At 37.2% G+C, this 16,839-nt stretch carries 12 protein-coding genes and 1 pseudogene; 5 read left to right on the top strand and 8 right to left on the bottom strand.

The genetic code is table 11. The features are described 5' to 3' along the window. The first annotated feature begins 58 nt into the window (after window positions 1-58). Window positions 59-1,542: pseudogene (locus tag NKG37_RS11990) on the top strand (SulP family inorganic anion transporter). Between the two features lie 107 nt (window positions 1,543-1,649). Here the strand turns inward: NKG37_RS11990 and ltrA are convergent. Then, window positions 1,650-3,530 (bottom strand): group II intron reverse transcriptase/maturase, encoded by a 1,881-nt coding sequence (gene ltrA / locus NKG37_RS11985; protein ID WP_318010528.1) that lies wholly within the window; start codon window positions 3,528-3,530, stop codon window positions 1,650-1,652. Window positions 3,531-4,269: 739 nt separating this feature from the next. Here ltrA and NKG37_RS11980 point away from each other — a divergent pair. Then, window positions 4,270-4,608 (top strand): ArsR/SmtB family transcription factor, encoded by a 339-nt coding sequence (locus tag NKG37_RS11980; RefSeq protein ID WP_169188035.1) that lies wholly within the window; start codon window positions 4,270-4,272, stop codon window positions 4,606-4,608. 421 nt (window positions 4,609-5,029) lie between these two features. Here the strand turns inward: NKG37_RS11980 and NKG37_RS11975 are convergent, their stop codons facing one another. Both NKG37_RS11975 and NKG37_RS11970 read right to left on the bottom strand, forming a co-directional pair. Beyond that, the gene (locus tag NKG37_RS11975) at window positions 5,030-5,452 is read right to left on the bottom strand and encodes a NusG domain II-containing protein (protein ID WP_016204264.1); all 423 of its coding nucleotides are present in this window, start codon (window positions 5,450-5,452) and stop codon (window positions 5,030-5,032) included. Between the two features lie 439 nt (window positions 5,453-5,891). Then, window positions 5,892-7,034 (bottom strand): zinc-dependent alcohol dehydrogenase, encoded by a 1,143-nt coding sequence (locus NKG37_RS11970; RefSeq protein ID WP_101730419.1) that lies wholly within the window; start codon window positions 7,032-7,034, stop codon window positions 5,892-5,894. Window positions 7,035-7,239: 205 nt separating this feature from the next. On the opposite strand from NKG37_RS11970, the gene NKG37_RS11965 reads away from it, so the two are divergent. From NKG37_RS11965 to NKG37_RS11955, 3 genes are all read left to right on the top strand, one after another. After that, a complete protein-coding gene (locus tag NKG37_RS11965) occupies window positions 7,240-9,444 on the top strand; it encodes a choice-of-anchor I family protein (protein WP_169188034.1) in 2,205 nt (734 codons plus the stop codon). A 462-nt stretch (window positions 9,445-9,906) separates the two neighbouring features. After that, complete coding sequence (locus tag NKG37_RS11960) at window positions 9,907-11,136, top strand: IS110 family RNA-guided transposase (RefSeq protein WP_100525939.1); 1,230 nt, start codon at window positions 9,907-9,909, stop codon at window positions 11,134-11,136. Between the two features lie 386 nt (window positions 11,137-11,522). Beyond that, the gene (locus NKG37_RS11955; RefSeq protein WP_100525939.1) at window positions 11,523-12,752 is read left to right on the top strand and encodes an IS110 family RNA-guided transposase; all 1,230 of its coding nucleotides are present in this window, start codon (window positions 11,523-11,525) and stop codon (window positions 12,750-12,752) included. 227 nt (window positions 12,753-12,979) lie between these two features. Here NKG37_RS11955 and isdG read toward each other — a convergent pair whose 3' ends face one another. From isdG to srtB, 5 genes are read right to left on the bottom strand one after another with little or no spacing between them, the layout of a single operon-like run. Next, window positions 12,980-13,312 carry a heme oxygenase gene (isdG, locus tag NKG37_RS11950; RefSeq protein ID WP_016204267.1) on the bottom strand — a complete coding sequence of 111 codons (333 nt, stop codon included), beginning with the start codon at window positions 13,310-13,312 and terminating at the stop codon, window positions 12,980-12,982. Between the two features lie 11 nt (window positions 13,313-13,323). Continuing rightward, window positions 13,324-14,100: an ABC transporter ATP-binding protein gene (locus NKG37_RS11945; protein ID WP_169188033.1), complete on the bottom strand. Its 777-nt coding sequence runs from the start codon at window positions 14,098-14,100 to the stop codon at window positions 13,324-13,326. Beyond that, on the bottom strand, window positions 14,100-15,095 hold the full coding sequence (locus NKG37_RS11940; RefSeq protein ID WP_169188032.1) for a FecCD family ABC transporter permease: 996 nt from the start codon (window positions 15,093-15,095) through the stop codon (window positions 14,100-14,102). Before NKG37_RS11940 ends, NKG37_RS11945 begins: the two co-directional genes overlap by 1 nt. Window positions 15,096-15,100: 5 nt before the next feature. Next, entirely contained in the window at window positions 15,101-16,057 is a 957-nt protein-coding gene (locus NKG37_RS11935) for an ABC transporter substrate-binding protein (protein WP_016204270.1), read from the bottom strand. Window positions 16,058-16,059: 2 nt separating this feature from the next. After that, the gene (gene srtB / locus NKG37_RS11930; protein WP_016204271.1) at window positions 16,060-16,830 is read right to left on the bottom strand and encodes a class B sortase; all 771 of its coding nucleotides are present in this window, start codon (window positions 16,828-16,830) and stop codon (window positions 16,060-16,062) included. Window positions 16,831-16,839 lie beyond the last annotated feature (9 nt).

The raw sequence follows: 16,839 nt of genomic DNA, 5'->3' as shown, positions 1-16,839 counted from the left end.
ATTTTAATAGTATATTCAAATAATCAAATATACAAATATTCAAAGAAGAAGGGTTAATATGAAATGGAAATTGATTGACAATCGATTTACTCACTACTCGTTTGCGTCTTTTAGAAAAGATATTACTTCTGGAATTATTGTTGGTATTATCGCGATTCCACTGGGGATGGCATTTGCGATTGCATCGGGTGTGAAACCTGAATTCGGGATTTAATCTCCAATTTTTTAGGCTTGCGGAATATAGAAAAACATGAGGCATTCTTAGCTAATATGAGAGAAATCATTCAGCATTTCGATACAGTTAGTCTATATAGCATTTTTACAGCTGTTATTTGTCTTGTGATTATTCTTTTTTCACCGAAATGGTTTCCAAAACTCCCTGGACCATTAATGGGATTAATTATTTCTACCATTATTGCAACGTTTTTTTATCCTAGCGAAATCGCTACTATTGATTCGATGTATGGCGGCATTCCAAATAAATTACCATCCTTTCATCTTCCGCCTATTACTTGGGAGCGAATTACATTATTGATTCAACCCGCGTTTGTTATTGCGATTCTTGGCGCAATTGAGTCCCTATTATCTGCTGTTGTGGCAGATGGCATGACAAACAGCAAACATAACAGTAATAAAGAGTTAATTGGTCAAGGGATTGCCAATATGATTGCTCCCTTATTTGGGGGCATTCCAGCTACAGGCGCAATTGCCCGAACAGCTACAAATATAAAGAGTGGGGCAGTTTCCCCTCTTTCCGGAATCATTCATGGTATCGTAGTGCTTCTGGTTCTAATGGTTCTTGCCCCTTTTGCAGGCAAAATCCCACTCGCAAGCATGGCTCCTTTATTAATGGTAGTTGCATGGAATATGAGTGAACAGAAATCATTTCGTACAATTCTCAAAACAAAAACAGGAGATTCCCTTGTATTAAGCGTCACTTTTCTACTAACGGTCTTTTTTGATTTAACAACAGCAGTAGAAATAGGCCTGTTTTTAGCTATTATTATCTTTACTAAACGTATGAGTGATATAATGAAAACATCTCAAGTACTGCCTAGCAACTTAAATAAACTAGAAAAACTGGATCAAAAACTGTCCCACGGTTGTCCTCAAATTAGCATTTTTGATGTGGAGGGACCGTTATTTTTTGGAGCTGCCCAAGCATTTGAGCAAACCTTATTACGCTCTATTCATCGTCAACCTGAAATACTAATTCTTCGGATGGGAAAAGTTCCTTTCATGGATTTAACCGGAGAGGCTTATTTCGCCAATATTGTGGAAAGCTTTTCTAAGCATGGAAAAGTTCTTATTTGTGGAATTAATCCTCAACCAGAAGGCATCCTTCGAAAAACCGGCTTGTTTGAGAAAATTGGACCAAATCATTTCTTTATACACACAGGAGAAGCAATCGACTATAGCTTACTCCTTGTAAACAAGCATCAATGCCAAGGTTGCAAATACTTTGCTTTTCAAGAATGCGAGACATTAGCCAATCAACAAGACCAAAGAGTGAATGAGTCAGCATCCATAGCAATAAAGTAATGAAAGAAAAGGAGGAAGGCATTTGGTTGCGATAGGTAAGACTTTGAAGTTTCCCCCGCTTAGCACCGTACGTGAGACTTTCACCTCATACGGCGCCCCATCAACTACTAGCTCGTTACATTATCAATTACACAGTTGCCCACTTTTTTACGAAGAGCGTTAACTTTACTCAGTTGTTCTTCATTAAGATTCAGTACATTAAGGTACTTATTAATGGCGCTTTCCTTTACCGCATGGATTAACTTATGGACTTCCTTACATATAAATATAAGGTTTTGATAAGCGTCCGTTCCACCTTTATTTCTAGGCTTTTTATGATGGAGTTCCATTTCCCCAATGATTAAATCTTTACGTGTTATTGCACATTTACCTAATTGAGCAATATATTTTGAGAGTCGATTGTCATTGTATTCCATACTCTCCGATTTTATTGGGTTTTCCATCAAATAATGTACCATGATCGGTGGTACAGCCTCTTGGCTATTGTGAACCAAGATTCGTCCACTTTCGGTATAAGAGTTTTTCTCCTGAGTAAAGTTCAAAGGGCTTTTGTGTTTCACCCCATCTATCGGGAATAAAATCATGCCACACGCAAAGAATTTCTTTTTATTAAGATAATCTTTATATGCTTTTTGAAAGAATGGTGTGATAACTCCCTTTGAACTCTTTGCTTTTTTAAGCTTGTTATACAGGATTCGTTTGACTGAGTAAGAAATTTCACTGAAATCCTTTGTCGTATGTGTCGCATACCGATAATAATTGTGAATTCCCAAGATAGTTGAGTTAAATTTAGTTACTTCAGCCTTATTCGGTTTTCTTCGAATAAATTCAGCTTTTGTTTTTATTTTCTCAATTACCTTGCGTCGTGATTTATCTGTCATATGCGATTTAACAACACGCTTTTTGCCTTTTGGAACTACTTTGAACTTAAACCCTAGAAACTCCGAATAGTTCTTACGTAAATTGACTACTCTCGATTTCTCATTGCTGATTTCAAGGCCTAATCTTTCCTTTAACCACTGCTTAGAAGATTCAAATATAATAAATGCGGTTTTGTGGTCTCGACAAAAGATTTTAAAGTCATCTGCATATCTTACAATAAACATTTCCTTTAACTTGGTATACCTTTTAAGGGTGGCGTATTTCACCGTTTGGTCAAACCGCTGTTTTCCACCAATTACACGTATCTTTGTGTAATCCTTTCTCGTCTTAAATGTTTCCCACTGATTACTTATCCACCAGTCGAATTCATTCAATACTACATTTGAAAGTAACGGAGAAAGAATTCCTCCCTGTGGAGTTCCCTTAGTAGGTTTCCCAATTCCTTTAACCTCAGCTTTGAGCATCTTACTTATAATCGAAAGAATACGTTTATCCCTAATTCCAATTGTCCATAGTTGTTTAAGCAACTTCCCATGATCAACGTTATCGAAGAAACCTTTAATATCAACATCTACTACATAATGTAGTTTGTTTTTGTTTGCTAATGTTACAGCCCTTGAATATGCGTGGATTTGACTCCGATGAGGTCTGAATCCATAGCTATGTTTATGAAAGCGAGCCTCGCATATAGGTTCAAGAACTTGTAATAAGCATTGTTGAATAAGTCTATCTTCAATAGTAGGAATTCCTAAAGGACGAATGCCGCCATTTGGCTTTTGGATTTCCTTACGTTTCACTTTATGAGGTTTATAATCATCTAGGCGATTTTTAACATATTGTACAAGCATATCAGGGCTTCTAAGTCCGATTTCGAATATAGTGTTTTGATTCACTCCTGCTGTCTTACTTCCCTTGTTTTTCTTGATGTTACGAAAAGCAAGTTTAACATTTGCAGGGTTTACAACTAATTCATATAACTTATTAAAAGTTTTTCCTTCCGAACTTAGCTGATATAACTGGTCAAACATGTCTTGCGTGTTGTAATACTCATTGTTTCTCAGCTTTTGACTTTTTAACTCCTTCGGCTTTGCATGGGTTTCAGTCAATTACTCACCTCTTTACATTCCCAAATTGGGTTTGTAATTTCAGCTTTCATTTCTCTTAGTCATACTCGAACCTGAAATTTCTGTGATAATAATGTCGTCTTCTAACAGTTGACTAATGGCTATCCCTCCACTGTTTGTTATCACAGTTTCTTTGGTACTGTGCCATTACCTTCACCGACATAAAAGAGGTTATACATATACACTTTCGACATATATGCTTTCCCTGCTACCGCTTCATAGAGTGCAAACTCTCCACGTTATCGGCTTACCACGTTCCAAGAATCCTATCTATTCATTCACAATCCGTAGGTGATTCCTCTAGCCCTGTTAGCTGGATGGTGCCTGTAACACCATAAGGTATTTCATAAAGACAAATTTTACTCTACCTCACTAACCCCGACATGCGGGACTATCCATTTCGAATAGCTATACCTCTAGAGCCGTACATTCGGAATTTCGTCAATAGATGGCTGTGACATCTAATTTCTCACCATAGACTATCTTGTAGAACCCCGGTCTATCAGCCATACCCTCTGCCTCCAGAGAGCTTTCCTCGTCTTTCTCGTTAGGATGACCTTCAACCGACTTCACCGAGCTTATAACCTTCAAGTGTTTTGCACCACCTGAACGCTATTCGGAGGATTAGGCGAGCCTTTCAGGGCGTTACCCCATCATTCGACTCTTCAGATTCTTAGTTCTCCTAGCTTTAAGCTAGTGGCTAATCTTTTCAATTAGCAACGTGTCGCACAATCTTGATATTCAACAATTTAAGGCAGATTTTTTTAAAGCATTAGCCCACCCTTTACGAATCAAAATTTTAGAAATTCTAGCACAAGGGGATAAAAGTGTTAATGAAATTCTTGAGCTTTTAGAATTAGAAGGATCAGCTGTTTCTCAACAATTAAGTATTCTTCGCTCTAAAAATATTGTTATTGGAAACAAAGAAGGAAACCGAGTCATATACTCGCTTAGAGATCCTGCTATCATTGAACTTCTATCTGTTGCAAAAAAAATCTTTAACAATCATTTAATCGATACCATTACAATTTTAGATAAAGTAAATGAAATGAAATCATGATAAAAAGAGGATGGGACATAACTAAATAGATACTCTGTAAAGACGAACAATTTCTAATATAGCTAGTAAATAGCGGCTGCTTTCGCATACTTTTTACAAGAGGAAATATAATTAGTTGGAAAAACAGAGCAGCCGGAATACACGAAGACTCCTATGGGATTAGCGAGACAGTCTGAGACCCTGCAGGCCACAGGCCGAAGCGGCTCAGCGCGAGCCCCATGGAAAGCGAAGTGTATTCCGGCTGCGGGGAATCGCACCAAACTTCATGGAAACATCCTTTGAAAAACAAATAAAAGCCCGAACAATTATACGGAACATTCATTAGCATCTTCGTATAATTGTTCGGAATTATCCTTGGCTGGAATACTTATGTCCCAGCCTCTTTTTATTAAAATAATGTGGTTAAAAATATAAATGGCAATCAATGAGACAAGATCAAGCCATTATCTTCCGTCTCTTCCGGTTTCTCTGCTACTATTTCAATTAAAACTTTATGGGGCAAGCAAATAATTGTTTGTCCGGGTATGCCTTTCCATCCCATTTTGACGCCAATCTGGTCTGGACTATTATCTTCTTTAATTCTGATTTGCTCATTTTCCACTTCGATTAAATTATATTGTTTTCCTTTTCCTTTTATCATGAATTGTTCATTTTCCGTATGGCCTGTTAATTCTACTTCTCGGATGACTTTACCGTCCTGTGTAATAATTGCGATAACTTTATTGCCTTCTTCTTCCTTACTTTGGCTCATCGCAAATACAGCCATTGGGACAAATGAAATGACTAAGAGGAGAACGACCATTATAATATCAAAGGGTTTAATCATCTTGGAGTATTTTCTCATCGAAAACGTCCCTCTCTGTTAGCTAATTTACACTTCTATTATAAAGGTTTTGATAGTAGAAACATATGGATAAGGACAAATCGTCGATAAATTGCCATATGTTTAAAGGCTTAGCAAAAATACAAAAGGCTGGGACAAAACAAAATATATAATAGATAAAGACAAACAATCTCTCATTTAGTAGCGAAACCAACTCGTTCCATCCTTTTTTTAAAGAAAAGATAATGAGTAGGAAATACAAAGCAGACGGAATACACGTAGGCGAGAAAGTCCAAGGCCCAGGCTTGGAGCTCGCCCCATGGAAAGCGAAGTGTGTTCAGGCTGCGGGTGATCACCACAAACCCTATTTAAAATGAATAAAAAAACCCAAACAATTATACGAAAATTTGATTAGAATCTCCATATAATTGTTAGGTTTATATAATTAGTCTCTATACAATCAAGGTTTTAATACAACTTTAATGACTTCATCTTCATGGTCGTTAAACATTTGGTAAGCGCTGCTTGCGTCATCCAATGAAATGCGATGTGTAATGATTTCCGTTGGATCCATTTTTCCAGAGGAGATCCAATCAAACAGCATTGGCATATAATGAATAACTGGTGCTTGTCCTGTTTTAACGGTGATGTTTCGTTCAAATATGTTTCCTAATGGAAACATATTATATTTAGAACCATAAACCCCTGTCAGTTGCATCGTACCAAATTTGCGCACAGCATTCATGCCAATTTCAATCGCACTTAGAGTTCCTCCTTGGAGCTTCAATTTTTGTCCAATTGCTTCCATAGCAGATTTCTTTCCGTCCATTCCTACGCAATCGATTACTACATCTGCTCCACCAGATGTTAGTTCTTTTAGATAGTTACCCGTATCTTCATGGTTATCAAAATTAACGATTTCTACTTGATTCATTTTTTGCGCATGATTTAGTCGGTAAGAAATATTATCAACTGCAATAACACGCTTCGCACCCTTCATCCAAGCAAATTTTTGGGTCATTAACCCAACAGGTCCACAGCCTAGTACTACAACTGTATCGCCATCTTTTACCCCTGAATTTTCAACACTCCAATACGCTGTTGGAAGGACATCGGACATAAATAACAAAGCTTCATCCTCTAATTCGCAAGACTCTGGGATAACAAAAGGTACAAAATTCCCATATGGGACACGTAATAATTCTGCCTGTCCTCCTTGATAATCTCCATATCTTTCTGTAAAGCCAAAATATGCTCCTGTATCTGCAATATCCTTATTTGGATTAGCGTTATCACATTGGCTTTCCATCTCATGCTCGCAATAATAACAATGTCCACAAGATATATTAAACGGCAGTACTACACGATCTCCTTTTTTAACTCTTGTTACTTCAGGACCTACCTCTTCTACAATTCCCATTGGCTCATGTCCTATTACATAATCTTTTTCAGTAGGAAGTGCACCTTGGTATATATGTAGATCCGAGCCGCAAATTGCAGTTGAGGTAATTCGAACAACAATATCATCTTTCTTTTGGAGCTTCGCATCTTCCACTTGTTTTACTTGTACATCTTTTGTTCCTTGAAAAGTGACAGCCTTCATTGCAAACCCCTCCTGTTTCATAGAATGTTTATCTATACCAATTTAAGAAGAGAAAACAAACATCCAAATATTTCCCCACCTGCTCACATTATCTTTACAAAATCTATACAGGAAAATTACACTACCGACATGCTTACAAAAAAATAAACCTTTACTATACAAAGGAATGTTTCTACAAATATCTACAATTTTTTAGGAGGAAAAAATGAAAAAAACATTTGTTAAAACAATTAGTGCCTTATCTGTAACCTGTATACTCGGATTTTCTCATTTTATGGCTCCCTATTCTGTAAGCGCTGCAACCTTTTCGGATACAATTGATGTGAAAAAGATCGCTTCCTACAGTACGGGGTTAACAGATAAAGATGGCGGCGTCGCGGAAATCGTTAAGTACAATCCAGATAATCAAAAATTCTATGTCATTAATGGAAAACTGCAAACCATTGATATCGTAGACCTTTCTTCTTTAAAAACAAATACACATCAAGATTTATCCAAAGAAAAATCTATTAATATTGCAGAACTACTTAACAGTAATTCCTTTCAATATGGAGATTTAACTAGTATTGATATTAATACGGAAAACCAAATAATTGCAGCTGCAGTTCAAGATGTCGATTATACAAAAAATGGACGTATTGTAATCTTAGATTATGACGGAAATATCCTACATACATTTGAAGCTGGAGTTCAGCCTGATAATGTCGTAATCTCTAAAGATGGTAACCATATTCTATCTGCAAATGAAGCAGAACCAAGAATGGGCTTAGAAAATGGAGCAGATCCAGAAGGCTCTGTTACCATTGTTAACTATGAAACAAAACAAGCGAAAACGGTTCTTTTTGATAATACTAGTGTAATAGATTCCGATGTGCATATCCGAAACAATGGTTCCTTAGCTGATGCGGTTCACGATTTAGAGCCTGAATACATCAGCCTTACAGAAGATGGAAAGACTGCATTCGTTTCCCTACAAGAAAATAATGCTATTGCAAAAATCAATGTGGAAACAGGAAAAGTAATTTCAGTAAAGTCATTAGGCTTTAAAGATCACTCTCTGCCAGGCAACGGATTGGATGCAGCACGAAATGATAAAATTGAAATCGAATCATTACCAATTTTAGGTGTATATATGCCAGACTCGATTGATGTAATCGAGAAAGATGGAATGACATATTTATTAACTGCAAATGAAGGTGATGCGACAGAATGGGAGGAATTTGTTAACGTAAAGGATTTCAAAAAGATCAAAGATTCCATCCAACTAGATCCGTCGTTATTTAAAGGATTTACTCAACAAGAGGCAGAAGCTACTTTCGAGCGTATGAAAAGCTCTGGTGATTATGACAAGTTAGAAGTACTGACCGACCGTGGAAACGATGCGATATACACTCTAGGTGGGCGTTCGTTCTCCATCTGGAATGCAGATACAATGGAACTCGTTTTTGATAGTGGCAGTGAGTTTGAAGAAATTACAGCCGAGCGTTACCCAGACTACTTCAACTGGTCAAACGATGATGATGTATTTGAAAAACGAAGTGCAAAAAAAGGGCCGGAGCCAGAAGATGTGAAAGTAGGCATGATTGGAAATGAGCTTTATGCATTTATTGGCTTAGAACGCATTAGTGGCGTAATGACTTACAATATTACCAATCCCTCTAATGCCACATTTGCAAATTATACGAATACAAGAGATTTTTCACAAACGATTAGTGGGGATGTTGCTCCAGAAGGACTTGCCTTTATCCAAGCAGAGAACAGTCCTACTAACAAACCGCTGCTACTAGTTGGGAATGAAGTGAGCGGAACAGTAGCTGTTAATGAATATCAAGTAAATCCGCTGATTCCAATTGAATCAATAGAACTAAATCAAACATCGATTAGTATCGAGATAGGACAAACCTTTCAGTTCGAAGCTTCTATTCTGCCAGAAAATACAACGGTTAGCACAGAACTAATTTGGACTAGCACTAATCCAGATGTTGCTACCGTGAATGAAAAAGGATTAGTAACTGGAATAGCAGAAGGATCAGCTTCTATTATAGTAGAAACAAAAGATAGCAAAAATCGTATGGTAGCAAACATTACTGTAAGAGAGAAACCAGTGGAAGAGGAAGAAACGCCGGTGAATACACCTGATAAGGAAGACCCAGAGGATGTACCAGCAGATTCCACTGACGAGGATAACGAAAATTCTGGAGAAGATACAGCTGATCAAATAGATGATTTTCTAGAAAATAATGATACTAATAACAACCATCCTAAACCGGAAACAGGAAAGCCATTACCAAATACAGCAACAGCTCATTATTCCCTGTTACTATATGGATCACTACTTATCCTGCTTGGTGGAGGCAGTTATTTCCTAGTTTATCGTCATCAACAAAAAAAGGATAGGCTGTTCTCGTAAAGTTTGTTGCGATTACCCGCAGCCGGAATACACTTCGCTTTCCGTGGGGCTCGCGCTGACGCTGAGCCTCCGGGGTCTCAGACTGTCTCGCTAATCCCCGTGGCGTCTTCGTGTATTCCGGCTGCTCCATTTTTCCAACTAATTGTTTTTTCCTATTGAAAAAAACAACAATCCTTTAGAAAAACTCTCATGGCGGCGTTACCCGCCGCCACCGTCTATCATGAAAACTTGCTCCTATCCCATGATAGAAAGTCTAAACCACTTAACACCTGACCATAATTAATAGTACAATACGACCAGTCCGAAGACTGTTTGGTGGATCAATACAAGTTGATACCCCGTTAGAAAAACTGGTTGTGACAGTTTAAAAGAACCGTCTAATGTGTTTATAAACACGAATACAAAAATTTTGTATGATGACTTCTGTCGCTTGTATTGTATTAAAATCTTTGAGGTGATTATATGGAAGCTATGATTGAACGGTGTGCAGGCCTAGATGTACACCAAGAAACAGTAGTTGCTTGTGTTTTATTTGGTTCATTAGATAAAAAACCAAATAAAGAGATTCAAACCTTTCCAACAACCACAAGTGGCCTTTTGGCACTTAGCGACTGGCTATCCTCACACAAAATAACGGATGCTGTAATGGAAAGTACCGGTGTATATTGGAAGCCCGTTTGGAATGTTATAGAATGTGACTTCCAATTAATCCTTGCCAATGCCCAACATGTTAAAAATGTTCCCGGAAGGAAAACAGACGTAAAAGATGCGGAGTGGTTAGCTAAACTTTTGCGTTCTGGACTAATTGAAAAAAATTTTGTACCGCCCAAAGAAATTCGTGATTTGCGAGATTTAACCCGGTATCGTAAAAAACTCATCCATACACGAACTTCTGAGCGCAATCGAATCCACAAAATTCTACAGGATGCAAATATTAAACTAACTTCTGTTTTATCTGACATTTTTGGTGTCACTGGTTGTCGCATTATTGAAGCCCTAATAAACGGCGAAAAAATAGGTGTGTTTGAACTTCAACAAATGGTTGATTCAAGAGTTAAGGCGAGCACAACAGATATTGCAGAAGCCCTTAACGGTGGAATACGTAAACATCATATTGATATGTTACGTTTCCATTGGGACCATATCAATCACATCGATGAAACAATCGAAAAAGTAGTTGAACGCATAGACCAAGCGCTTATTCCTTATCAAGAGGAGTGCGAACTACTAGATACCATACCGGGTGTGGATAAAAATGCATCCGCAATCTTTATAGCTGAAATGGGTGTAGACATGTCAGTATTTAAAAGTTCTAAACATCTAGCCTCATGGGCTGGAGTGAGTCCAGGAAATTATGAGAGTGCCGGTAAAAAAAAAACAGGTAAAACTCAGTACGGAAACAAATCATTAAGAACCACCGCTGTTGAATGTTCCATGGCTACAGATAGACAGTATAATCGCATATCTGCACATAGAAAAAGAATTATGAAACGACAAGGAAAATCGAAAGCACGGATCGCTTCCGCTCATTTAATCCTAACAATTGCTTACAATATTTTAAAAACAAGGCAACCATATCAGGAACTAGGCCCTGATTATGTTGATCTCGAACAAAGTAAAGAACAAAAAATGATTCAATACTTAAAAAGGAAAGGGTATCGTATTGAACCCACTAATGAACAAATTGCTTAATGAATAACAAAAGCACTATATTTAATCATTCCTAGCCTTTTAAAAAAGTTCAAATTTAGAAGGTTCAGCTTAGTGTTGCCTTTTACCTAAAGAGTTTTCATACAAAAACTCTCATGGCGGCGTTACCCGCCGCCACCGTCTATCATGAAAACTTGCTCCTATCCCATGATAGAAAGTCTAAACCACTTAACACCTGACCATAATTAATAGTACAATACGACCAGTCCGAAGACTGTTTGGTGGATCAATACAAGTTGATACCCCGTTAGAAAAACTGGTTGTGACAGTTTAAAAGAACCGTCTAATGTGTTTATAAACACGAATACAAAAATTTTGTATGATGACTTCTGTCGCTTGTATTGTATTAAAATCTTTGAGGTGATTATATGGAAGCTATGATTGAACGGTGTGCAGGCCTAGATGTACACCAAGAAACAGTAGTTGCTTGTGTTTTATTTGGTTCATTAGATAAAAAACCAAATAAAGAGATTCAAACCTTTCCAACAACCACAAGTGGCCTTTTGGCACTTAGCGACTGGCTATCCTCACACAAAATAACGGATGCTGTAATGGAAAGTACCGGTGTATATTGGAAGCCCGTTTGGAATGTTATAGAATGTGACTTCCAATTAATCCTTGCCAATGCCCAACATGTTAAAAATGTTCCCGGAAGGAAAACAGACGTAAAAGATGCGGAGTGGTTAGCTAAACTTTTGCGTTCTGGACTAATTGAAAAAAATTTTGTACCGCCCAAAGAAATTCGTGATTTGCGAGATTTAACCCGGTATCGTAAAAAACTCATCCATACACGAACTTCTGAGCGCAATCGAATCCACAAAATTCTACAGGATGCAAATATTAAACTAACTTCTGTTTTATCTGACATTTTTGGTGTCACTGGTTGTCGCATTATTGAAGCCCTAATAAACGGCGAAAAAATAGGTGTGTTTGAACTTCAACAAATGGTTGATTCAAGAGTTAAGGCGAGCACAACAGATATTGCAGAAGCCCTTAACGGTGGAATACGTAAACATCATATTGATATGTTACGTTTCCATTGGGACCATATCAATCACATCGATGAAACAATCGAAAAAGTAGTTGAACGCATAGACCAAGCGCTTATTCCTTATCAAGAGGAGTGCGAACTACTAGATACCATACCGGGTGTGGATAAAAATGCATCCGCAATCTTTATAGCTGAAATGGGTGTAGACATGTCAGTATTTAAAAGTTCTAAACATCTAGCCTCATGGGCTGGAGTGAGTCCAGGAAATTATGAGAGTGCCGGTAAAAAAAAAACAGGTAAAACTCAGTACGGAAACAAATCATTAAGAACCACCGCTGTTGAATGTTCCATGGCTACAGATAGACAGTATAATCGCATATCTGCACATAGAAAAAGAATTATGAAACGACAAGGAAAATCGAAAGCACGGATCGCTTCCGCTCATTTAATCCTAACAATTGCTTACAATATTTTAAAAACAAGGCAACCATATCAGGAACTAGGCCCTGATTATGTTGATCTCGAACAAAGTAAAGAACAAAAAATGATTCAATACTTAAAAAGGAAAGGGTATCGTATTGAACCCACTAATGAACAAATTGCTTAATGAATAACAAAAGCACTATATTTAATCATTCCTAGCCTTTTAAAAAAGTTCAAATTTAGAAGGTTCAGCTTAGTGTTGCCTTTTACCTAAAGAGTTTTCATACAAACAGCCAAAGGATAAAATGATCTAATCAGAAAGAGAAATCATAGAAGAACCATGGTTGTTTGGATATATTCCATTCTTATCCATGGTCTTCTTTTCCCTTTTATGAATAACCATCATAATCCTTAGTTTGCAGCTAATTTATTCGGAATCGGCTTTCTTTGCACTTTTACCTCGTAGTGAGTTGTTTTATTTTCAATAATAAAAGGAGGTATTCCATCACGGTGAGCATGGGATTCTTTAAACTCTTCGCTTCCTATCCATCCTAAGAAACCATCCATATCTTCCCATCTAGTCACAATCGTAATTTCTTCATAACCTTTTGTTTTCATTGTTAGCAATACTTCCAGCCCCATAAATCCTTGTTTTGTTTCAATTTTACCAACACGATTAAATCTTTCAATAAATCCTTCGGCATAACCTGTTTCTACTTTTACTGTATTCGTTACGATATACATATTTGTTCCTCCTACCAATTTTTTTTATTTGGAATAATCATTGGAAAAGAATTTTCGTATTTAATCATGGCATCAATTTCATATACTTCTTCTAGAAGTTTAGACGTTAATATGTCTTGGGGATTTCCTGCCTTATAAACACTACCTTTCTTCATCACTACTAAATTGTCACAATATGCACCAGCAAAACTGAGCTCGTGCAAGACCATTACAATGGTCATCCCATATTTTTGGTTTATTTTTTTCATCAACTCCATAAGCTCCATCACATGGGTTATATCTAAATAAGTAGTTGGTTCATCTAATAACAGAACCTCTGTCTTTTGAGCTAAAGCCATGGCAATTCTGGCTCTTTGCAATTCACCGCCTGAAAGAGTATGCAGCATGCGGTCTTTGTAACTCATTAACTGACATTCATGTAATGCCCATTCAAGTATTTCTCTATCTTCTTTATTCATCCTTGATAACCCTTTTTGATGAGGAGTTCTTCCATAGGAAACCAATTCTTCCACGGTTATATTAGGAAAAGTTTCTTTTGATTGTAGTAACATTGTTATCTTTTTGGAAAATTCCTTACGACCTATCTGGGTGATGGGTAGATCTTTTAAAAGGATTTCTCCCGCTTCTGCTTTATAAAGCCTAGCAAATAATTTTAATAAGGTGGATTTTCCAGAACCATTTGGCCCGACAATAGCAGTCATTTTTCCCTCTTCGATTGCTAAGGATAATTGATTTATTTGAAAAGCACCTTGGATAAATGTAAGATTCTTTGTTTTTAGTGCACCCATTAAACGATTCTCCTTTTTCTTAAAAGAATAATAAAAAACGGGGCTCCTAACGCTGCTAATAATATTCCAACCGGCAGCTCTATTGGATCGAAAGCTGTCCTTGCAACAGTATCTGCCAAAACAACTAAGACAGCACCTCCTACTATAGAATATGGCAATAAATAACGATAATCCTCACCAATTAACAAGCGAATCATATGTGGCACAACCAAACCTACAAAACCAATTAGTCCAGCCACACTAACGGCAATTCCCGCTAGAAATGAGGCTAGTAGAATAATCACAAGTCGAATCCATTCTACATTTTGGCCTAAAAGCTTTGCTGATTCGTCCCCAAGTATAAGGATATTCATCGGTTTTATCGTAAAGAAGCTAAGTAGAAGCATCACTATTGCATAGGGAAAAATAATCTCAACATGGTACCAGCCTCTCCCGTTTAAACCACCGGATAACCAGCCGATCACAGACTGAATTCGATCACTGTATAAAACCATCACTCCATTTGTCATTGCTCCAAGTGATGCATTCATTGCCACTCCTGCCAAAACGATTTTTACAGGCGAAGCTCCTTTATCCCATGCAAATAAATAAATACATATTGTTGCTGTAAAGGCACCAATAAATGCGAGGAAAGGCAATAAATAACTATATGCTGGAAAAATCACCATTGTCAGGATAGCCGCAAGTCCACCCCCAGCGGAAACACCGATAATCCCAGGATCAGCTAGTGGATTTTTCATGACTCCTTGTAACAATGCACCTGAGGCTGCCAAACATGCTCCCACTAATAAACCAATGATAATACGAGGTAATCTTAAATTATAAATAATCGTCTCATATACTTCTTCTCCATTTCCTTTCAAAACCTGAAGAATTTGAGAAAGATTGACTTTAACAGCCCCTAATGATAACCCTGTATAAATTGCCACTATTAATAAGACAAGCAAGGTGATAATCACTACTATTCTTCTATTCTTTCTTTCTGATACATCCATTCTTTTCACTCCATGCTATTGAGCAATTCCACCAGATAGAACACAGCTTCTGTTACTTTGGTGCCTGGGTTCGCACCAAACAACTCACTTGGTAATACTTCTACCTTTCCTTCCTTCACCGCTGTGATACTATTCCATGCTGAATTCTGTTCCATTTCTTTTAAAAAGCTTTTCTTGATTTCACCTGGATTGCCATGTGTAATAAGCAAAACAGCATCAGGGTTTGCTTCCACTACTCTTTCTGTATTAATTTGTGCATATTGCGGGAATTTTTCTAAGGCAGGATAATCACTTGCAATATTTATTCCTCCAGCATGTGTTAATATGTCTCCACTTAAAGAATTAGGAAGTGCCGCCATGTATGTGCCAGGAGCTCCATAAACTAGCAAGACTCTTTTATTCTCCTTCACGACCTGGTTTTTTATTTCTTCCAGTTTACGAGTCAATGCTTCTGTTATCTCTGCTGCTTCCGATTCCTCTTGAAGCATTTGTCCATACAGGTTAATTTGTCGTTTAATATCTTCTATAGAATTAGCTTCTGTTAGAACAACCTTTGATCCAACGCCTTCGATTGCTGTAACATCGTCCTGGTTAAAAGCTACATTAGCCAAAACCACCTCAGGGTGAATAAGGGCAACTTGTTCATAATTAATCTCATGGGTAGTACCTATTTCCGGAACATCTTTTAACGAAGAATCAACTAGATTATCCGCTACCTTTGTAGGTTTACCTGCCACCTTTATCCCAAAGGCATTCATAAGATCAACATCTCCGCTTCCTAAGGCTGCAATCGTTTTAGGTACTTCTGCGAATTCCACTGTTCGATTGGCGAAATCGGTTATTTGGATAGACGCTTGCTTATCTGCTTCCTTATTCGTTGTATCTACATTCTGATTGCAAGCAACCAGAAGACCTAGTACACAGAAGAAGGAAGAGAATTTAATTCCTTTGCTTAAAAACATTTTTATTCACCATCTCCCCGTTTAACTAACTTTCCATGCACTACTAATCTTCCTTCTAAGGAGTCAACGGCATAATCACAAGTAGATAATGTAACAATTGTATCCTCTTGGTTTATAGATACTTCTGATGAAAAAAGTGATTTTTCTTTAACCTGATCAATAAACTTCTGAAAAGACTGATGATCTGGAAATTCAGTCTCAATATAATAAAAGGAAGTAGTCGTCTGATAGACTGAAAAAACCTCGACATCATAACCTTCGTATAATGAATCCAAATAGATGGTCTTATTGCTTTTAAAGAAATCTTTATCTAAGTATTTCTTTAACTGTCCAAACATACTTCCATCCTTCATTCGATGTCCATAAATAATGGTATTCTTATTATTTTCTAATTTATTGTCATTTCTGTAGTCTAAAAAAATACTCCCTGCTCGTGTATCTTGTTTTTTATAGTTTTGGGTCAAATAGTACTCATTATCTTTCGATTGTAAAATCGGATAATCAATTTTTGTTTGATCAATTGTTATCCAGCCAACAATATCCTTGTTTATTTCCAATAGCGGCTGAAACGATGTGCGAACTTGGCCTTCGCCACTTTCCTCTGCTGCGTTCCTGCCTGATTCATAAACCAGTTGTACACTTTCTAACGTTCTATTATTCGTATAATAATCATATAGAATCGGCACTAATTTATAGAAAGAGAAGAGAAAAACTCCTGCGGCAATGAGTGTAATGATTCGCTGAAGTAGATGCTTTCGTTTTTCCGTTTTCATGATTTCCTC

Origin of the sequence: Niallia sp. RD1 (assembly GCF_024219955.1) — a bacterium.
Lineage (GTDB): Bacteria > Bacillota > Bacilli > Bacillales > Cytobacillaceae > Niallia > Niallia alba.
Note: the sequence above shows the minus strand (reverse complement) of the source record. Positions and strands in the feature narration are given on the sequence as shown.